This window comes from Pseudomonas sp. LBUM1656 (genome assembly GCF_059716065.1).
This window is the reverse complement of sequence record NZ_CP166800.1, coordinates 5455449-5475811: the sequence shown is the minus strand read 5'-3', so window position 1 is coordinate 5475811 and position 20363 is coordinate 5455449. Positions and strand designations below refer to the sequence as shown.

Sequence of the window (20363 nt, the reverse complement as noted above, 5' to 3'; positions counted from 1 at the left end):
AGTCAGTGGCGCGGTTCGAAGTCTTCGCTGAACAGGTCGTCTTCGGCATCCGGGCTGACCGGAATCTTGTGTTCTTCCGACGCCCAGGCGCCCAGGTCGATCAGTTTGCACCGGTCCGAACAGAACGGCCGGAATTTGCTCTCCGGGCTAAATTCAACGGGGGCGCCGCAAGTTGGGCATTCGACGGTTGGGATCTGGCTCATGACTGGCCTCCACGCAAAGTAAGGTAAAAGTGATGCAGGCGTTCGACCTCGCTGTGCAGCCAGGCGAGGTCGCGGTCGTTAACCACCACATCGTCGGCGTGGCTCACGCGGTCCTGGCGGCTGGATTGCGCCTTGAGGATCGCCTGGACCTGTTGCTCGCTGGTCTGGTCACGCTGCAAGGTGCGTTCGATCTGTAGCTGTTCCGGGGCATCGATCACCAGGACCCGTTGGGTCATGGCGTACTGCCCGGACTCGATCAGCAACGGCGAAACCAGAATCGCGTAAGGCGATTGTGCCTTGGCCAGGTGATCGGTGATTTCCTTGGCGATCAGCGGATGCAGCAACGCTTCGAGCCAGCGGCGTTCCTCTGGCACTTCGAAGATCAGCTTGCGCAGCGCTGCGCGATCCAGTTGCCCGTCGGCTTGCAACACGCCGGGGCCGAAATGTTCGGCGATTTGCGCCAGCGCCGGGCGACCCGGTTCCACCACCCAGCGCGCCGCATGATCGGCGTCCACCACGTGTACACCGAGGTCGATGAAGTGCTGGGCCGCCGCGCTTTTGCCGCTGCCGATGCCGCCGGTCAGGCCGAGAATCCAGGGTTTTTCCACAGGGGTATTCATTTCAAACCGACAAACTGCCAATAGAAGCCGGTTATTTGACCACCCCAGAGCAAGGCAATCCAGCCGGCAATTGCCAGAAAGGGTCCGAAGGGGATCGGTGTCGAGTTATCTGCATTGCGCAGGCGCAGCAAAATCACGCCGATAATCGCCCCCACGAGTGATGACAGGAGGAGGGTCAGGGGCAATATCTGCCAGCCGCCCCAAGCGCCGATCATGGCCAGCAGCTTGAAATCGCCGTGACCGATGCCGTCCTTGCCGGTGAGCAGCTTGAACAACCAGAACACCGTCCACAACGTCATGTAACCGGCCACCGCGCCCCACAACGCCTCATGCAATGACACGAACAACCCAAAGCTGTTGACGATCAACCCCAGCCACAGCAGCGGCAGCACCAGCACATCCGGCAGCAGTTGGTGCTCGGCGTCGATCAGGCTCATGGCCAGCAAGCCCCAGGTCAGCACCAGCACCATGCAGGCCTGCCAGCCGAAACCGAAATGCCAGGCGATAAACGCCGAGAGCAGACCACAGGCCAGTTCGGTCAGCGGATAACGCTTGCTGATCGGCGCCGCGCAGATCGAGCATCGACCCCGTAAAAACAGATAACTGAGCAGCGGAATGTTTTCCCAGGCGCGGATTCGATGGTCGCAATGCGGGCATTGCGAATGAGGCAGCATCAGGTTGTACGCAGGGCCTGGCACCTCGGGCGGCACGCCCAACACTTCGTGGGCTTGCAGCCGCCATTCACGGTGGAGCATTTTCGGCAGGCGCCAGACCACCACGTTGAGAAAGCTGCCGATCAGCAGGCCGACCGCCAGGGCGATGACCACGAAGACCAGTGGGTAGAGGGTCAGGATGTCGTTCAAGGGCATGTCAGATCGCTGAGCCGAGTTGGAAGATGGGCAGGTACATCGCAACCACCAGGCCTCCGACAATAACACCCAGCACCACCATGATGAACGGCTCCATCAGGCTGGTGAGATTGTCGACCATATTGTCCACTTCATCCTCGTAGAAGCTCGCGACCTTATCGAGCATGTCGTCCAGTGCACCGGATTCTTCGCCAATGGCAGTCAGTTGAATCGCCATGCTGGGAAAGATGCCGGAGGTGCGCATGGAAAAATTCAGCTGCATGCCGGTCGACACGTCTTGCTTGATGCGCAGCACCGCACGCTTGAACACGATGTTGCCGGTCGCGCCAGCCACCGACTCCAGGGCTTCGACCAACGGCACGCCAGCGGCGAACGTGGTCGACAGGGTGCGGGCGTAACGGGCCACGGCAGACTTGTACATCAACGTGCCGATCAGCGGCAGTTTCAGCAGCCAGGTGTCCATCCGGTCCCGAAAGCCCTGGGATGTTTTAAACGCGTGGCGCACACCGAAGATGGCGGCGATCAACACGCCGAGCATCATCCACCACCAGTCCTGCATGAACTCGGACAAGCCGATGACCATCACCGTGAAGGCCGGCAATTCGGCGCCAAAGCCCTTGAACACCGACTCGAACTGCGGCACCACCTTGACCAGCAGAATCCCGGTGACAATGATCGCCACGAAGACCACGGCCAGCGGGTAGGTCATGGCTTTCTTGATCTTGGCTTTCAGGCTTTCGCTCTTTTCCTTGTAGGTCGCCACCCTTTCCAGCAGGGTGTCCAGCGCGCCGGCCTGTTCACCAGCATCGACGAGGTTGCAGTACAGCTCATCGAAATACTGCGGTTTTTTGCGCAAGGACGCGGCGAAGCTGTTACCCGCCGCGACTTCCTGTTTCACCTCGTCCACCAGTTTGCGCATGGCCGGGTTGTCAAAGCCTTCGCCGATAATGTCGAACGACTGCAGCAGCGGTACACCGGCTTTCATCATGGTCGCCATCTGCCGGGTAAACAGGGCGATTTCCTGGGCCTTGATGCGTTTGCCGAAGCTGAAAATCGAAGCGGATTTCTTGCGTACCCTGCCGGGGTTGATCCCCTGCTTGCGCAACTGAGCCTTGATCAACGCCGGGTTGAGGCCGCTCAACTCGCCGGTCATTTTGGAGCCTTTGCGGTCCGTGCCTTCCCAGGCGTAGACGCTGATTTTTGCTGCTTTGACCGCCATGTTCAGTCCTTGGTGACCCGGTTGATTTCTTCAAGGCTGGTGACGCCTTGCATGGCCTTGATCAAGCCCGAGGTGCGCAAGTCGTTGAAACCGTCCTTGCGCATCTGGATGTCGATTTCCAGTGAATTGCCTTCGGCCATGATCAGCCGTTGCAGGTCCGGTGTGTTCTTCACCACTTCATAAATCCCCACTCGCCCTTTGTAGCCGCCGTTGCACTGATCGCAACCGACCGGCTCATAGATCGTGAACGAGCCGATGCGTTCCTCGGGGAAGCCTTCCTTGAGCAACGCTTCGCGGGGAATCTCGATGGGTTTCTTGCAGTGGTTGCACAACTTGCGCGCCAGCCGCTGGGCAATGATCAGGGTGACCGACGTCGCGATGTTGAAGCCCTGGATGCCCATGTTGTGCAAGCGGGTCAGGGTTTCTGCGGCGCTGTTGGTGTGCAGGGTGGATAGCACCATGTGCCCGGTCTGGGCGGCTTTGATGGCGATCTCGGCGGTTTCGAGGTCACGGATTTCACCGACCATGATCACGTCCGGGTCCTGACGCAGGAACGAGCGCAGCGCCTGGGCGAAATCCAGCCCTTGCTTGGGATTGACGTTGACCTGGTTGATGCCTTCCATGTTGATCTCCACCGGGTCTTCGGCGGTGGAAATGTTGATGTCCACGGTGTTGAGGATATTCAGCCCGGTGTAGAGCGACACGGTCTTGCCCGAACCGGTTGGCCCGGTGACCAGGATCATGCCCTGTGGCTGCTTCAGCGCGGCCATGTACAAGGCTTTCTGTTCAGGTTCGTAGCCGAGAGCGTCGATGCCCATTTGCGCGCTGGACGGGTCGAGGATCCGGATCACCACTTTCTCGCCCCACAGGGTCGGCAGGGTGTTGACCCGGAAGTCGATGGATTTGGTCTTGGACAGGCGCATCTTGATCCGCCCGTCCTGGGGTTTGCGCCGCTCGGAGATGTCGAGGCTGGCCATGACTTTCAGCCGCGCCGCGATGCGGTTGGCCAGTTGGCTCGGTGGCTTGGCGACTTCGCGCAGCATGCCGTCGGTGCGCATCCGCACCCGGTAGGTTTTTTCGTAGGGCTCGAAATGCAGGTCGGACGAACCGCTCTTGATCGCATCGAGCAACATCTTGTGGACGAAGCGCACCACCGGCGCGTCATCGGCGTCCTGGCCCGGGATGGAGTCCTTTTTATTGTCATCGACCGACTCGATGTCCAGCCCGTCAAGGTCAACATCAGCCATGTCTTCCAGGCCGGTGGATTGGCTGTCGAAGAATTTATCGATGGCATCGCCGAGTTTATCGTCCTCCACCAGAATGGCTTCGGTGTTCAGCCCGGTACTGAACTGGATGTCATTGATGGCTTGATGATTGGTCGGGTCGGAAACCCCCACGAACAGCTTGTTGCCACGACGCCAGAGGGGCAGGGCATGGTGCTGACGGATCAGTTTCTCGCTGACCAGCCCTCGGGGTTGGGTTTCTTTATCCAGGCAACTGAGGTCAAGCAGCGGCATGCCGAAATGCTCCGAGGCAATCTCGGCGACCTGTCGGCTCTTCACCAGTCTGTTCTGCACCAGATAACTGACCAGGGAAATTTTGCTGCGTTGAGCTTGCTGATACGCCTGTTGCGCGCTTTGGTCAGTGAGCAGTTCGGCCAGGACCAATTGCTTGGCCAGACCGCTAAGGGCGATGTCATTCATTGGGATACCGGACGCAGACAGTTCATGACTTATAGCCTAGTCAAGGAGCTGAGCCAAACCAGCGGCCGTCAGGTGACAAATAGTGTCAGATAGTGCGGATCCTGGGGGTAGGAAAGGTCCATACCTTGGCTTTGTGCCCCGAAAACAGGGAGCGCAGCGCTTGGCACGGGCTGTGCTGAAGCTCATTCAGATCATGAGATTTCGACTCATGCATGGAGCCTGTCTATGAATACTCAAAAAGGTTTTACCCTGATCGAACTGTTGATCGTGGTGGCGATCATCGGGATTCTGGCGACGTTTGCGTTGCCGGCTTACTCGAAGTATCAAGCGCGCGCCAAGGTGACGGCCGGCCTGGCAGAGATCACGGCGTTGAAAGTCCCGTTTGAAGACCTTATGAACTCCGGCACCAATCCGGATCTGACAAAAGTGGGCGGAACCGCGACGACCTCCAATTGCACGACCACGGCAGCGGGTGTCGCGACTGACGGCACCGGCACCATCGGTTGCACGATTCTCAATGCTCCAGGTCCGGTCCTGAGCAAAACAATTACTCTGACGCGCTCCCTGACTGGCTGGACATGCGCCACCACCGTCGCTCAGGAATACGCGCCTAAAGGCTGCACAGGCGTCTGATACTCACGTTACAAATACCCCGCCTTTCACGAGGCGGGGTATTTTTTTGTCCGCAGTTCGCAGGGTCATGAATGTTTAGAGAAACTTTCGACAATTCATGGCCTTAGGCCCACGGTAAAACCCGCAACTTGCATGTAGATAAATTCAAAGTCATGCATTTTGCATGATTTCGAAAATTGGTCTATTTGATAACACATTGTTTTATAAGGGTTTTTCATCTGTCTCAAAGTTGGCACAGCGTTCGCAATATACCCAGTAACCCTGCTGACAAGACACGCAGCAGACTTTCTAGAAAAACAGGAGTTACTCGTATGAAGAAGTTCGCTATCGCTGCCGCTGCTGCTACCGCGCTGACCCTGACCATGGCCAACGCTGCATTCGCTCAAACCCAGGCGACCCCGGCTCCAATGGTTCTGGCTGCCGGTGAAGTCACCGAAGCAAAAGCAGATGTCTCCGATACCTGGATCACCACCAAAGTCAAAGCAGATCTGGTTACCGAGAAAGGCATTCCTGGCACTGACATCAAAGTTGAAACCAACAAAGGTGTTGTTTCCCTGTCTTCCACCACTGCCGTGACTGAATCCCAGAAAGACGTCGCAGTGGCTATCGCCAAGAAAATCAAAGGCGTTAAAGACGTATCCGCTGCCGGCCTGAAAGCCGAGTAAGGCAAGACTTCTCGCCTGGACTGGGAGAAGGCGCGACAGGCGGGCCGAGCAATACGCCTGTCGCTTCTGGAGAGTTCATGCGAAAGGCCACAAGGATGTGGTCATTACAGGCCTCCGACATTCGTGTCGGGGGCCTGTTCTATTGTGGGCGCACCCAAAAACAATGTGGGAGCGGCGGTGCGGCGATCCGACTTGCTCGCGAAGGCGGTGTGTCATTCAGCATTGATGTTGGCTGACACACCGCTTTCGCGAGCAAGTCGGATCGCCGCACCGCCGCTCCCACATTTTCCTGTGCCCACTTTGGATTTGTGGGTTCAGTTACCGCGTTTGCTGGTGATCTGTCTCAGCCGATTACCTTCGAACCGCAGATACTGGTACATCCCGCCGTTGGGCCCGTAGGTCCATTCCTCGACCTGAAACTCTTCCCGTCGATTGGCACTGCGCTTGTAGCCCAGCAGATCGCGGCTGACCGGTTCGCCGCACTTCTGCAGCACTTCGCTGGAGCGATCGCCGACGCTGACCAATTGACTGCCGCAGCGCAGGGTATCGGCCGCCGAAGCCTGACTGGTCGCGAGTGCCAGGCTCAGGCTGATCAGCAATCGTCTGATCATCACTCGGCATCCAGGTGCATTGGCGTTACCACCCGACCGTCACTTTCCGCCTCGCCCAATTGGGCGTCGATGAAGTAGACACGTTCATCGGCCATCTGCGCCTTGTCCACCAGGTAATCCTTGATGCTGCTGGCGCGTTCCTGACCGAGCTGGCGCAGCAGCACATCGCTGGAACTCCAGAACTTGATCACGTCTGCGCGCATTTTTGCGGTGCGTTCTTCCTTGCCCAGATCCTTCCATTCGGCGGGTGGCTGGTTCTTCAGGCGCGTGCGGTAGATCCCTTCCAGCAGCGGACCTTTTTCGCCGTCCGGCACTTGCAGCAATGAAGCCTGGGCCGGGACCTTGTCACCGCGCCGCTGGAGCATTTTGTAGTAGTTGTACTGGTACTCGCGCTCAAGCCGTTGCTCGGCAATCAGCGGGCCGTCGCTACTGGCCGCAGCGGTGCCTTCGATTTCCAGGCGCAGGGCCGGACGCTCCTTGAGGGCCTGGGACAGTTTGACCAACGAACCCTCGGCGTCTTTGCTCAGCTCGCTGGAACCCGGTGCAAACGAGACGGTGCCCAAATCTTGCGAACCACCGCCACTCACCAGCCCGCCAATCATTTTGAACGGGGCGGCCGCGGCCTTGACGATCAGGTTGCGCAGGGTCTGCCAGACAATCGGCATGACGCTGAACTGCGGGTTATTCAGGTCGCCGGTCACCGGCAGCTCGATGGAAATCTTGCCGTCGACGTCCTTGAGCAACGCAATCGCCAGTTTCAGCGGCAGGCTGACAGCGTCCGGACTGTCGACTTTCTCACCCAGTTGCAACTGCTCGACCACCACTTTGTTTTCGGCCTTGAGCTGGCCCTTGACGATGATGTAATGCAGGTCGAGATTGAGCCGGCCCTTGCGAATCCGGTAACCGGCGAACTTGCCGGAGTAGGGCGTCAGCGTGGTCAGTTCCACGCGTTTGAAACTGGTGGCGATGTCGAGGCTGGCCATCGGGTCGAACGGGTTGACCGAACCCTTGATGGTCACGGGCGCGTAGCGGTCTACCTTGCCTTTGATATCGACTGTGGCCGGTTTTGCCTGGCGGCTGTCGATGGTGCCGATCTGCCCGTTGAGCTGTTGCACGGCCGTGGCGAAGTTCGGGGTCAGGCTGAAGTCGGCGAAGTTCGCCGAACCGTCATTGATGGCAACGCCGCCAACGTGGATGCCCAGCGGTTTTTCCTTGCTGGCGGGTTTGCCTTGGGCTGGCTTGGCAACCCCGGTGTCGGCCGGTTGCGGGATCAGCAGGTCATCGATGTTGGTGGTGCGGTCATCGTTGATCATGAAGCGCACGTAAGGCTGGAACAGGTTGACCTTGTTGATCGACAGGCTGTCGCCGTGTTGATAGTTCAGGCCTTCGAGCACCAGTTGCTGCCACTTGAGGAAGTCGCGAGTCTTGAGGGTGTCGAGGGTATGCAATTGATCGACCTGCGCTTTGCCAGTGACGCTGAACGCTAAGGGCTCGGTGCTTTTCAGGTCGACCGCCAGATCACTGCCGAGCATGCCGCTGCGCAGTTCCAGGCGAATGAACGGGTTGATGTAGGACTGGGCGACACGCAGGTCGATGTCCTTGGTCTGCACGTTCAGTTTGGCGCTGACCGGTGCCAGATTGACCACGCCGTCGGCCATGAGCTTGCCCTGCTTGCCCACGCCGGTGTCGAGCTTGAGGTTGAAGGGCGAGCCGTTGAGGCTGTCGAAATTCTGCAGGTCGAGGTTCAGCGGGCCAACGTCCAATGCGACGGCGGGTTGCGCTTTGCGATCGGCCAGATGAACCTGGTAATCACGCAGTTGCACGTCTTTGAGCAGCACTTGCCAGGGTTTGTTTGGCGGGACGGGTTCAGCTTTCGGTGAGTCGGCGGCCGCCGGGGTGCTGGTTGGTTCGGCATCAGCCTTCACGGCTGCCTTGGACGGTTGGCTGGCGAACAGCTTTTGCCAGTCGAGTTGCCCATCGGCTTCGATAGCGGCCCAGGTTTCGAGTTTCTGGCTGCGGATCTTGCCGACCACCACTTGCTGCTTGGCCAGGTCCACGGTAGTTTCGCTGACGTCCAGACGTGCAAGCTTTGCCAGTGGACGACCGTCCGGTGCGTTGACGGCGAATGGCGCGATGCTGACCGCGACATTGCTCAGCAGCAGTTCGGTTTCCTTGGATAAGTTAAGTTTGTAGTCGGTGCTGAGGTTGATGACGCCGTCTTTGAGCACCAGTGGCAACGCGTCACGCACATACGGCCAAAAGGCTTTCATCTTGCCGTCGGTGATCTTCAGCTTACCTTCGGAGGCAATCGGGATCAGGCTGAAGTTACCGGTCCAGTCGATCTGTCCACCTGCCGGGCCGATGGCCACCAACGTCATGTCGGCACTGTCTTCGGGCAGGGTGCTGAGGTTCTTCAGTTCGAAATCCAGCTTGTCGTAGAGGAATTCAATGGGTTCGCTGGGGCGCGCATCGAGAAAGTGCACATTACCGCCCGCCAGTTTGATCCGCTCGATACGCAACGGAAACGGCTTGGCGTCCGGGTCGACCGGGGTCGGTTCACTGGCGGGGATTTTGAACAGGCCCAGCAGATTGAGTTTGCCGTCCTTGCCAAACAGGATTTCGGTCTTGGGTTTGTCGATTTCGATATCGGACAGGTGCAGCGCCTTGGTCCACAGGCTGTCGAGCTGCAAGTTGGCGTACAGGCGTTCAAAACCGACCTGTTCCTTGCCCGGTTCGCCGACGACCAGGTCCCAGAGGGTCACTTCCAGGCTGAAAGGGTTGAGTTCGATGCGGGAAATCGTGGCGGGCATCGTCGCGTAATTGGCCAATTGCTGGTTGGCAATCCGCAGCGCGATGCCCGGTAAAATCAGAAACCCCAGCAGGCTGTAAAGGGCCAGAGCAGTCAACAATGCGCCAATAGCGCGAATCAATCCTTTGGGCATGTGCGGCTTCATCTGTCTGAATCGGAGTGCGTTGGAGTATGGCACGCGAATCCGGTTCCGAAGTGATCGCACTGTTCTGCTTTTTCAGAAAACAGCGTAGGAAAGTTCCTGCGTGATCAGAGTTGCAGAATCAGCGTTTTCAGCGGCGGCTGTTGATCCACCGACGGGAAATCGCCGCCCGGTTTCATCACGGTCCACTCACGCACCGGACGCCCGGCCTTCTGCGCGCAACGCAAAACCTGTTCGCGCCAATCGTCCATGCTGACCTTTGCCAGGTTGTTGCAGCAGATCAGCACGCCGTTGTCGGCGGTGGTCAGCAGTGCAGGTTTTAGCAGGCTCTGGTAGTCGCGCAGCAGGTCGACCGTGCCAAACGCGCTCTTGGCCCAGGCCGGTGGATCGAGCAGCACCAGGTCGTACTGACGCTGTTCAAGACGTGGGTAACTCGGCAGTTTCTGCCCGCGCCGTTGGCTGATCGGCAGCCCCGCGAGTTGGCGGATGGCCGGGAAGTAATCGGACTGGATGAACTCCATCGCTGGCAGCTGCGGATTGAGCAGACCGTTCTCACGGCCGACCGCCAGATTGCCCTCGGCGAAATCCAGGTTGCACACCTCGCTTGCCCCACCGGCGGCGGCACTCAGGCCGACACCACAGGTGTAGGCGAACAGGTTGAGTACGCTTTTGTTTTTGCTGTGCTCTTTGACCCAGCCGCGGGTGTTACGCAGGTCGAGGAACAGCAGCGGATCCTGGCCGGCATGACGCCCGCGAACCCGGTAGTTCAGGCCCCATTCGTGGCCGATCAAGTCTTGCAGGGCGGCCTCGTCGGCGCGGTAGACGGTGTCTTCGCGGTCGATGCGCGAGTTGCCCCGGGAGCGGTCGTTGTAGACCAGCAGCGTTTCGAGGCTCAGGTGTTGATTGATGGTCTCGTGCAGTTGCAGCAGGGCGTCCCGCTCCAGCGCCTGGTGGAAGCTTTGCACCAGCAATTGCGGGCCATAGCGGTCGATGGTCAGGCCACCGGCGCCTTCCTGGCTGCCGTGGAACAGGCGATAGCAATCGGTGCCTTGCTGATGCAGCTCGGTGAGCAGGTCCTGGCGATGATCGAGGGCGGCGCGCAGCGCCTGATTCAAGGAAGACATGCTGGGCGCCTTGCAGGAGGGAATTTGGCGCGGGAGTTTAACACTGTGGCGAGGGAGCTTGCTCCCGCTGGGCTGCGAAGCGGCCCCAAAATCTCAGCCTTGTCGGATTATTTTGCGAGCGCTTCGCACTCGAGCGGGAGCAAGCTCCCTCGCCACGAGTTTTTTCGGTGTACGGTGCGAAGCGTCAGGTCAGTAACCCCATCCGCCGCTTGGCCCGCTGTACCGAGCCATTGCGCATTGCCCAGCGCAACATTGGCGCACTGCGCTTGACGCTGGCGCGGATCAGTTGGCGTTGCAACGGGTTCTGATTGACGCCGAGCATGTCGCTGGCCCAGTCCGGCAGCAAATCGATCCCGGCCTGCATCATCAAGCCGCCAAACGGCTTGGCCATGCGACTGGGGGCGGGTGCATTCAACAACAATCGCAGCACCTCGCGACTGCGGTGGTCGCACAGCAATTGCGGGCGGATTCGTCCAAGGTAATCGGCGATTTCCTTGCGGTTGCGCGGCACATCGCGGGCGCCCAAGCGTTCCGCTACCAGCGCGATTTCGCCGTAGTAACGGTCCTGATCAATCAATGAAAGGTGCGGATTGCGATAACGCAGATGCGCGGCGAGGAAGTTGCTGACCTCGGCCACGTGCACCCAGGTCAGCAAGTCGGGATCGCTGGCGGCGTAAGGCCGGCCGTCTGGTGCAATGCCGACCACTTGCAGGTGAATGGTGCGAACCTTCTCGATCAGCCAGTCGGCGTCCTTGCGCGAACCGAACGTCGTCCCGGAGATGAACTGACTGGTGCGGCGCAATCGGCCGATCATGTCTTCGCGAAAATTCGAATGATCCCAAACCCCGGCCAGGGCCAGTGGATGTAGCGCTTGCAGCATCAGCGCGCTGATGCCGCCGATGAGCATGCTGCTGAAATCACCGTGGACTTGCCAACTCACCGAATCGGGACCGAACAGGCCGGGATCGCCCTTGGGATTTTCCAGGTCGAGTTTGCCCAGGGACAGACCGGTCAGGCTCATGAGCTGGCTTTCGATGCGGGTACGGATGAATTCCATGGCAACTCAGTGGCGAAAATAAAACGCGGCCATTACTGACCGCGCAGGGCTTATTGGTTCAGGCGTCTATCGACCAACTCCTGGACCACACTCGGGTCGGCCAGGGTCGAAGTGTCACCGAGGCTGTCCAGTTCGTTACAGGCGATCTTGCGCAGGATGCGCCGCATGATCTTGCCTGAACGGGTTTTCGGCAAGGCCGGCGCCCACTGGATCAAGTCCGGTTTGGCGAAGCTGCCGATTTCCTTGCTGACGTGGGCCAGCAATTCTTTCTTCAGTTCGTCATTGGCCTCGGTGCCGTTCATGGGCGTGACGAAGGCATAGATGCCCTGGCCCTTGAGGTCGTGGGGATAACCGACCACGGCGGCCTCGGCGATGCTGTCGTGCAGCACCAGGGCGCTTTCCACTTCGGCGGTGCCGATGCGGTGCCCGGAGACGTTGATCACGTCGTCGATGCGCCCGGTGATCCAGTAATCGCCATCTTCGTCGCGCCGCGCGCCGTCGCCGGTGAAGTAGTAGCCGGGGTAGGGCTTGAAGTAGGTGTCGACCATGCGTTGCGGGTCGCCATAGACGCTGCGGATCTGTGCCGGCCAGCTGGATTTGATCGCCAGCACGCCGCTGCCGGCGCCTTGGATTTCCTTGCCTGTTTCATCCAGCAACACCGGTTGCACGCCGAACATCGGTTGGGTGGCGCAGCCCGGTTTGATCCGTTGCGCGCTGACCAGCGGGCTGAGCATGATGCCGCCGGTTTCGGTCTGCCACCAAGTGTCGACGATCGGGCAACGCTGCTCGCCGACCACGTTGAAGTACCAATCCCACGCTTCCGGGTTGATCGGCTCGCCGACGCTGCCGAGTAGCCTGAGGCTCGCGCGCGACGTTTCCTTCAACGGTTCCGGACCTTCACGCATCAGCGAGCGCAGCGCAGTCGGGGCGGTGTAGAAAATGTTGACGTGGTGTTTGTCGATCACCTGCCAGAAGCGCGAGCTGCTCGGGTAGCTCGGCACGCCTTCGAAGATCAGCGTGGTCGCGCCGTTGGCCAGCGGGCCGTAGACGATGTAACTGTGGCCGGTGACCCAGCCGACGTCGGCGGTGCACCAGAAGACTTCGCCATCGCGATAGTCGAGCACGTACTTGAAGGTCATTGCCGCTTGCAGCAGATAGCCGCCAGTGGTGTGCAGCACGCCTTTGGGTTTGCCGGTGCTGCCGGAGGTGTAGAGGATGAACAGCGGGTCTTCGGCGTCCATCGGTTCCGGCGGGCAATCGTCGCTGACGTCGCGCAGCGCCTGGTGATACCAGAGGTCGCGACCTTCAACCCAGTCCACTTGGCCTTGGGTGCGCTCGACGACGATGACGGTGCTGACGTTCGGACAGCTTTGCAGCGCCTGGTCGACTTTCTGTTTGAGCGGTACGAATTTGCCACCGCGCACGCCTTCGTCGGCGGTGATCACCGTGCGGCAGTCGGCGTCGAGAATCCGGTCGCGCACCGAGTCTGGAGAGAAGCCACCGAACACCACCGAATGCACCGCGCCAATCCGCGTGCAGGCAAGCATGGCGTAGGCCGCTTCGGGAATCATCGGCATATAGATGCACACGCGGTCGCCCTTTTTCACGCCACGGCTTTTGAGCACGTTGGCCAGGCGACAGACGTTGTGATGGAGCTTTTTGTAGGTGATCTGCGCGGATTCGGCGGGGTCATCGCCTTCCCAGAGGATGGCGATCTGATCGCCGCGCTTTTCCAGATGACGGTCGATGCAGTTGTAACTGACGTTCAGTTTGCCACCGGCAAACCAGCTGGCCTCGCCGGTTTTCAGGTTATAGCGCTGGACGGAGTCCCACGGCGTGCTCCAGTCGAGAAAGCGGGTGGCCTGCTCAGCCCAGAACTCACTGGGGTGTTCGATGGATTGGCGGTAGAGGCGGTGGTAGTCGTCTTGACTTAGGTTTGCAGCCCGGCGGACGGCATCGGCTTTGGGGAATGTGCTGATATCGAACATGACGGTTCCTTATTCTTGTTTTGCGACAAGATCTAAAGATGCGCCGAGTAGCGAAAGGGTTCAAGCCAGACACAAAAACCAATGTGGGAGCGGGCTTGCTCGCGAATGCGGTGTGCCAGTCAACACTTAAGCTGAATGACACAGCGCATTCGCGAGCAAGCCCGCTCCCACAGGGAATTGTTGTTGCCCACAGAATGTGTGCTTCACAAATTCTGTGGGCGGGGCGTCAGATCAACCGCGGTGACGGCCGCGGAAGTAGTTGATCAGGCCTTGGGTGGAAGCATCGTCAGCCGGGGTTTCTTCGCTGCCAACCAGACGGTTGTAGACGCCTTTGCCCAGCTCTTTACCCAGTTCCACGCCCCACTGGTCGAAGGCATTGATGCCCCAGACCACGCTTTGCACGAAGACTTTGTGTTCGTACATCGCCACCAGCGCACCGAGACGGCGAGGGCTGATGCGCTCGACCACAATGGTGTTGCTCGGACGGTTGCCCGGGATCACCTTGTGCGGTGCGAGTTTATGCACCTCTTCTTCGCTCATGCCTTTGTCGCGCAGTTCGGCTTCGGCTTCCGGCAGTGTCTTGCCGAGCATCAACGCCTGGCTCTGCGACAGGCAGTTGGCGTACAGCCACTGGTGGTGGTCGGAGACCGGGTTGAAGCTGACAATCGGCACGATGAAATCGGCCGGAATCAGTTGGCTGCCCTGGTGCAGCAATTGGTGATACGCGTGCTGACCGTTGCAACCCACGCCACCCCAGATCACCGGACCGGTATCGGTGGACACTGGTGTACCGTCCTGGCGCACGCTCTTGCCGTTGGATTCCATGTCCAGCTGTTGCAAGTGCTTGGTGATGTTACGCAGGTAGTGGTCGTACGGCAGGATCGCGTGGCTTTGCGCGCCCCAGAAGTTGCCGTACCAGACGCCGAGCAACGCCAGCAGCACCGGCATGTTCTGCTCGAATGGCGCGCTCTGGAAGTGCTGGTCCATGGTGTAGGCACCGGACAGCAGTTCTTTGAAGTTGGACATGCCGATGGCCAGCGCAATTGGCAGACCGATGGCCGACCACAGCGAGTAACGGCCGCCGACCCAGTCCCACATCGGGAAGATGTTTTCTTCGCGGATACCGAACGCCACGGCCGCCGCGTTGTTGCTGGAAACGGCGATGAAGTGACGATACAACTCGGCTTCCGAACCACCCTGAGCCAGGTACCAGGCGCGAGCGGCCTGAGCGTTTTTCAGGGTTTCGAGAGTGTTAAAGGATTTCGACGAAACGATGAACAGCGTGGTCTCGGCGCGCAGCTTCATGGTCAGCTCGTGGAACTCACTGCCATCGATGTTCGCCAGGTAATGGCAGCGCACGCCTTTCTGGGCGTAGGACAGCAGCGCTTCAGAGACCAGCTCAGGGCCGAGGAACGAGCCACCGATGCCGATGTTCACCACGTCCGTGATCGGCTTTTCGGTGTAACCACGCCACAGACCGTCGTGGATACGGCCGACGAGATCGGTGATCTGGTTCAGCACTTTGTGCACTTCAGGCATCACGTTGACGCCGTTCACCGACAGCTTGTCGCCGACCGGGCGGCGCAGGGCGGTGTGCAGGGCAGGACGACCTTCCGACGAGTTGACGATTTCGCCGTCGAACAGCGATTTGATCGCACCCTTGAGGTCGACTTCATTGGCCAGGCCCACCAGCAGATTGCGGGTCTCGGCGTTGATCAGGTTCTTCGAGTAATCGAGAAACAGGCCGCAGCTGCTGAGGGTGAATTGAGTAAAGCGCTGCGGATCGGCATTGAAGGCCTCGCGCATGCTGAAATCCTGCATGGCTTGGCGGTGGTCATTCAACGCTTGCCAGGCGGGCAGAGCGGTAACGTCATGAGGAGTGCGGTAGTACGCCATCGCTGCGGGTTTCCTTTTTACTTGAACGGCTTTTTTGAACACTGAAAATCCCGGCGCGCCATGGGTAGGCGTCCGGTCAACTGCGTCGACACGATTTCAATGACACAGGGCGAATACAGTAAACCTCGCGCTGCGATCTGTCTTGACTTTGTCTAACACGTTCCCGGTACTTTTTTATACACAAAGCAGGGAACGGTTCGACAAACGGGAGGGGCGTCAGTTCGATCAGGCGACCTGAACCGGAATGGCATTGCTGGTGTGGCTCAGCTCATTGCCCGGCGCCATGTAGAGCATGCGTGGCTTGAAGTTGAGCAACTCGGCTTCGCTGTAATGCGCGTAGGCACAGATGATCACCCGGTCACCGACCTTGGCCTTGTGCGCAGCGGCGCCGTTGACCGAGATCATGCGCGAGCCTTCTTCGCCACGAATCGCGTAGGTGGTGAAGCGTTCGCCGTTGTCGACGTTATAAATCTGGATCTGTTCGTATTCACGGATACCGGACAAGTCCAGCCATTCGCCGTCAATGGCGCAAGAACCTTCGTAATCGAGAACTGCGTGAGTGACTTCGGCGCGATGCAGCTTGGCTTTGAGCATGATGGCGTGCATGAGTGGTTTCCCAGGTCGGAATCGAACGGCGGGCAGTTTGCCCGAAGGCTTCAGAGGCAGCAATACAGTCTGGAGACGACACAGATCCCCCTGTGGGAGCGGGCTTGCTCGCGAATGCGGTGTGTCATTCAGCATTGCTGTGACTGACACAACGCATTCGCGAGCAAGCCCGCTCCCACAGGGGGTATTGCGGTGTTCAGGCGGGAGCGTCGAGGTTCAGGTGCAAGTTGTCGATCAACCGCGTGGTACCGAGGAACGCCGCCACCAGAATCACCAGGTCCCGATCCTCGGGAGTCGCCGGGCGCAAGGTTTGCGCGTGACGAATTTCCAGGTAATCGGGGCGCAATCCCGCTGCTTCGAGCTGCTTGATCTGTGCGTCGATCAACGCCGGGAAATCCCGGTCGCCCTGTTTGATCGCCTCGGCAATCAGGCTCAAGCCGCGATACACCACCGGCGCAACAGCCCGTTGCTCTTCGCTGAGGAAACCATTGCGCGACGACAGCGCCAGGCCATCGGCCGCACGCACGGTCGGTTCGCCAATGATCTGCACCGGCATGTTCAGGTCATGAACCAGGGATTTGATCACCGCCAGTTGCTGGAAGTCTTTCTGGCCGAAGATCGCCAGGTCCGGCTGGACCATGTTGAACAGCTTGCAGACCACCGTCGCCACGCCTTCGAAATGCCCGGGACGGCTGGCGCCGCACAGACCTTCGGAGAGTTGCGGGACGCTGACACGGGTCTGGCCGGCCATGCCGTCGGGGTACATTTCTTCTACGGTCGGCGCGAACAGCAAGTGGCAACCGGCCTGGAGCAGTTTCTCCTGGTCAGCCGCCAGGGTCCGTGGGTACTTGTCGAGGTCTTCGCCAGCGCCGAATTGCAGCGGGTTGACGAAAATGCTCGCGACCACGAAATCCACCCGTTGGGTCGCTTTGGTGATCAGCGCGACATGACCGCTGTGCAGGTTGCCCATGGTCGGCACGAAGCCGATGCGCTTGCCTTCGCTGCGCGCGCGGGCCACGGCGGCCCGCAGTTCGCGTACGGTTTTTACGGTGTTCATGCAGAGAATCCGTGTTCGATCCCAGGGAATGAGGCTGCTTTGACTTCAGTGACGTAGGCACTCAGTGCAGCGTGAATGCTGGTCTGGCCGTTCATGAAGTTCTTTACGAATTTTGGCACGCGGCCGGTAATCGACAGGCCCAGCATATCGTGCAGGACCAGGACCTGGCCGTCGGTGCTACTGCCGGCACCGATGCCGATCACCGGAATACCCACTGCCTGAGTGATTTCCTGGGCCAGTTCGCTCGGTACGCACTCAAGCAACAGCATGGCTGCTCCGGCCTGCTCCAGGGCGATGGCGTCGGCGCGCATTTGCCGCGCCTGGTTCTCACTGCGGCCCTGGACCTTGTAACCGCCCAGAATGTTGACCGACTGCGGCGTCAGGCCCATGTGCGCGCACACCGGGATACCCCGTTCGGCCAGCAGACGGATCGAGTCGGCGAGCCACAAGGCCCCTTCAACCTTGACCATGTGCGCACCGGCTTGCATCAACAGGGCGCTGTTGCTCATGGCTTGTTCGGTGGTGGCGTAGGCCATGAACGGCAGGTCGGCGAGGATCAGCGCATCGGCGTTGCCGCGTTTGACGGCTGCCACGTGGTACGCCATTTCCGCAGTGGTCACCGGCAGGGTGCTGTCGTGACCCTGCAAAACCATGCCGAGGGAGTCGCCCACCAGCAGCACTTCGACGCCGGCCTGATTGCAGGCGTGGGCGAAGGTCGCGTCATAGCAGGTCAGCATGGTGATTTTTTCACCTTTTTGCTTGAGACCTTGCAGGGTGGTCAGGGTGATGGCTGGCATGAAAAGTTCCTCATTCAGGCGCTGTGGAAACTACTGCGAGTAACGCGCGTGATTCTTCGTTAAATACAGGCGCACGGTCTGTTGTCGTGCTTTTAAGGCCTGGATTGCGCCCTTCAATGCCGTGTTGGCGGCAGCGGGACGCCTATAGTCGTGAGGAGAACTCGGGAAGTCAATTGCATGTGTTACCGCATTGTTACGTGGTCGGTGTTACCGGGGTAACTGATGCGTTTCAGCAGCTGCAATCCTGTGTCTGACACAAAAACCAGTGTGGGAGCGGGCTTGCTCGCGAATGCGGTGTGTCATTCAACATTGATGGTGGCTGACACACCGCATTCGCGAGCAAGCCCGCTCCCACAGGGGGTTGGTGTCAATTTTGGGGGCGGCGTTCCAGGCCGACGAACGGGCACTCTGCGAGTAATGCTTTCAGGCTGCGGCCATCTGCCAGAAGCAGATCCGCAGGCGCCAACTCCGCCAACGGATACAGAACGAACGCCCGCTCCTGCATGTGGTAGTGCGGCACCTTGAGCCTGGGTTCGTCGATCAGCCGGTCGCCAAACAGCAGGATGTCGAGGTCCAGCGTGCGCGGCCCCCAGCGCTCAAGACGCTCGCGGCCCTGTCCGTTTTCGATGGCTTGCAGCGCATCAAGCAGGTCCAGCGGTGTGAACGTGCTGTCGAGGGCGGCGACTGCGTTGGTGTAACGCGGTTGGCCGGGCAGGAGCGAGTCGCTCTGATAAAACCCGGACACACCGACCAGTTCGGTCTGCGGCAACTGCGCGAGCGCCTCGATGGCGCTGCGCAATTGTTCGGCGGGGTCAGCCAGATTGCTGCCCATGCCGATGTAGATGCGTTCCATGGATTACTCGCCCGTGGCACTCGGTGCGCCGGCCGCGCGTTTGCGCTTGGCGCCACCGCTGCGACGACGTTTGCGTGGCGCGCCGGTGCCTTCATCCTTGCCGCTGAGGTCGCGGATCATGTCCCGACGTTCGCTGTCGTTGGCGTCCTGATAGTCGGTCCACCATTCGCCCAGGCCATCGGTCTCCTCGCCAGCGCTTTCGCGCAGCAGCAGGAAGTCGTAACCGGCGCGGAACCGCGGGTTGTCCAGCAACAGGTCGGCACGCTTTCCGCTGCGGCGTGGAAGACGCTCCTGCATGTCCCAGATCTCGCGGATCGGCATGGTGAAACGTTTTGGAATCGCGATCCGCTGGCACTGTTCGGCAATCAGCTCGTGAGCCGCTTCCTGCATCGCCGGAATCGGCGGCATGCCACGTTCTTGCAGACGCAGTACGCGAGCCGGCAGGGCAGGCCACAGCAGGGCTGCGAACAGGAATGCCGGGGTCACCGGTTTGTTCTGCTTGATGCGCAGGTCGGTATTGATCAACGCTTCGCTGATCAAAGTGTGGGTATACGTCGGGTTGTATTCCAGCGCCTCGGCACTGGCCGGGAACAGCGGATCGAACAACTGCAGGTCGACCAGCATCTCGAAGGTGTCCGCGGCATGGCCGGAGAGGAACAGCTTGAGCACTTCTTCGAACAGGCGGGCTGACGGAATCTCACGCAACATCGGCGCCAGGTCGCGGATCGGCTGGGCGCTGTGTTTTTCGATACCGAAATTCAGCTTGGCGGCGAAACGCACGGCCCGCAGCATCCGCACCGGATCTTCCTGGTAGCGTTGCTTCGGATCGCCGATCAGGCGGATCAGGTGATTGCGGATGTCGTGTACGCCATTGGCGTAATCGAGAATGCGCTCGCTGACCGGGTCGTAATACAGGGCGTTGATGGTGAAGTCGCGGCGTTGCGCGTCTTCTTCCAGCGTACCGTAGACGTTGTCGCGCAGGATGCGCCCGCTTTCGTTACGGGAAGACTGGTTGCTGTCTTCTTCCTCGTCGTTTTGCGGGTGATTGGCGCGGAAGGTCGCGACTTCGATGATTTCGCGGCCAAAGTGGATATGCACCAGTTTGAAGCGGCGACCGATGATCCGCGCGTTGCGGAATTCGGCACGAACCTGTTCAGGGGTGGCGCTGGTGGCGACGTCGAAATCCTTGGGCGTGATGCCCAGGAGCATGTCACGCACACAGCCGCCAACCAGATAAGCCTGGTAGCCAGCGTTCTGCAGGCGTTCGACGATGTTCACCGCATAACGGCTGAATTGGCCCTTTTGCAGCGAATGCTGGCCGCTGTTGAGCACTTCAGGCGTACTGCGAATGTGTTGCGTATGACGCTTGGGAGAACGGAATGACTGGAACAACTTCTTCAGCATGGGATGCACTGTTTGAAGGAATGTTCGGCCATAACGAAGAATGACCGCATGATGGGCGGGGATTCTAGCATTTAGTCGGGGGATGGTGTAGGAAGCTGCGCAAGCAC

18 protein-coding genes are annotated in these 20363 nt (G+C 59.7%); 2 read left to right on the top strand and 16 right to left on the bottom strand.

Annotated features, from left to right (window positions below):
* Positions 1-2: 2 nt before the first annotated feature.
* From yacG to pilB, 5 genes are read right to left on the bottom strand one after another with little or no spacing between them, the layout of a single operon-like run.
* Positions 3-203 carry a DNA gyrase inhibitor YacG gene (yacG, locus tag ACA072_RS24745; protein ID WP_462025349.1) on the bottom strand — a complete coding sequence of 67 codons (201 nt, stop codon included), beginning with the start codon at positions 201-203 and terminating at the stop codon, positions 3-5.
* A complete protein-coding gene (gene coaE / locus ACA072_RS24740; protein WP_497621186.1) occupies positions 200-823 on the bottom strand; it encodes a dephospho-CoA kinase in 624 nt (207 codons plus the stop codon). The genes yacG and coaE overlap by 4 nt, the downstream gene beginning before the upstream one ends.
* Positions 820-1692 (bottom strand): prepilin peptidase, encoded by an 873-nt coding sequence (locus ACA072_RS24735; protein WP_497621185.1) that lies wholly within the window; start codon positions 1690-1692, stop codon positions 820-822. Before ACA072_RS24735 ends, coaE begins: the two co-directional genes overlap by 4 nt.
* Position 1693: 1 nt before the next feature.
* Positions 1694-2911: a type II secretion system F family protein gene (locus ACA072_RS24730; protein ID WP_497621184.1), complete on the bottom strand. Its 1218-nt coding sequence runs from the start codon at positions 2909-2911 to the stop codon at positions 1694-1696.
* A 2-nt stretch (positions 2912-2913) separates the two neighbouring features.
* Complete coding sequence (gene pilB / locus ACA072_RS24725; RefSeq protein WP_497621183.1) at positions 2914-4614, bottom strand: type IV-A pilus assembly ATPase PilB; 1701 nt, start codon at positions 4612-4614, stop codon at positions 2914-2916.
* Positions 4615-4839: 225 nt separating this feature from the next.
* Between pilB and ACA072_RS24720 the strand changes: the two genes are divergently transcribed.
* A complete protein-coding gene (locus ACA072_RS24720; protein WP_010467585.1) occupies positions 4840-5247 on the top strand; it encodes a pilin in 408 nt (135 codons plus the stop codon).
* A 311-nt stretch (positions 5248-5558) separates the two neighbouring features.
* Complete coding sequence (locus ACA072_RS24715) at positions 5559-5912, top strand: BON domain-containing protein (RefSeq protein ID WP_497621182.1); 354 nt, start codon at positions 5559-5561, stop codon at positions 5910-5912.
* Between the two features lie 314 nt (positions 5913-6226).
* Here ACA072_RS24715 and ACA072_RS24710 read toward each other — a convergent pair whose 3' ends face one another.
* From ACA072_RS24710 to ACA072_RS24660, 11 genes are all read right to left on the bottom strand, one after another.
* Entirely contained in the window at positions 6227-6523 is a 297-nt protein-coding gene (locus ACA072_RS24710; RefSeq protein WP_497621180.1) for a DUF2845 domain-containing protein, read from the bottom strand.
* Positions 6523-9465, bottom strand: a complete 2943-nt coding sequence (locus ACA072_RS24705; protein WP_497621178.1) for a DUF748 domain-containing protein — start codon at positions 9463-9465, stop codon at positions 6523-6525. The genes ACA072_RS24710 and ACA072_RS24705 overlap by 1 nt, the downstream gene beginning before the upstream one ends.
* A gap of 116 nt (positions 9466-9581) precedes the next feature.
* The gene (locus ACA072_RS24700) at positions 9582-10598 is read right to left on the bottom strand and encodes a class I SAM-dependent rRNA methyltransferase (protein WP_497621177.1); all 1017 of its coding nucleotides are present in this window, start codon (positions 10596-10598) and stop codon (positions 9582-9584) included.
* A gap of 184 nt (positions 10599-10782) precedes the next feature.
* Positions 10783-11655: an oxygenase MpaB family protein gene (locus tag ACA072_RS24695; protein ID WP_497621176.1), complete on the bottom strand. Its 873-nt coding sequence runs from the start codon at positions 11653-11655 to the stop codon at positions 10783-10785.
* 50 nt (positions 11656-11705) lie between these two features.
* Complete coding sequence (gene acs / locus ACA072_RS24690; protein WP_497621175.1) at positions 11706-13643, bottom strand: acetate--CoA ligase; 1938 nt, start codon at positions 13641-13643, stop codon at positions 11706-11708.
* Positions 13644-13874: 231 nt separating this feature from the next.
* On the bottom strand, positions 13875-15539 hold the full coding sequence (pgi, locus tag ACA072_RS24685; RefSeq protein ID WP_497621173.1) for a glucose-6-phosphate isomerase: 1665 nt from the start codon (positions 15537-15539) through the stop codon (positions 13875-13877).
* 225 nt (positions 15540-15764) lie between these two features.
* The gene (gene panD, locus ACA072_RS24680) at positions 15765-16145 is read right to left on the bottom strand and encodes an aspartate 1-decarboxylase (protein ID WP_003228271.1); all 381 of its coding nucleotides are present in this window, start codon (positions 16143-16145) and stop codon (positions 15765-15767) included.
* Between the two features lie 196 nt (positions 16146-16341).
* Positions 16342-17202 (bottom strand): pantoate--beta-alanine ligase, encoded by an 861-nt coding sequence (panC, locus tag ACA072_RS24675; RefSeq protein WP_497621171.1) that lies wholly within the window; start codon positions 17200-17202, stop codon positions 16342-16344.
* Positions 17199-17999, bottom strand: a complete 801-nt coding sequence (panB, locus tag ACA072_RS24670) for a 3-methyl-2-oxobutanoate hydroxymethyltransferase (protein ID WP_497621169.1) — start codon at positions 17997-17999, stop codon at positions 17199-17201. The genes panC and panB overlap by 4 nt, the downstream gene beginning before the upstream one ends.
* A 367-nt stretch (positions 18000-18366) precedes the next feature.
* On the bottom strand, positions 18367-18852 hold the full coding sequence (folK, locus tag ACA072_RS24665) for a 2-amino-4-hydroxy-6-hydroxymethyldihydropteridine diphosphokinase (RefSeq protein WP_497621167.1): 486 nt from the start codon (positions 18850-18852) through the stop codon (positions 18367-18369).
* 3 nt (positions 18853-18855) lie between these two features.
* Positions 18856-20256 (bottom strand): polynucleotide adenylyltransferase PcnB, encoded by a 1401-nt coding sequence (locus tag ACA072_RS24660; RefSeq protein WP_497621165.1) that lies wholly within the window; start codon positions 20254-20256, stop codon positions 18856-18858.
* Positions 20257-20363 lie beyond the last annotated feature (107 nt).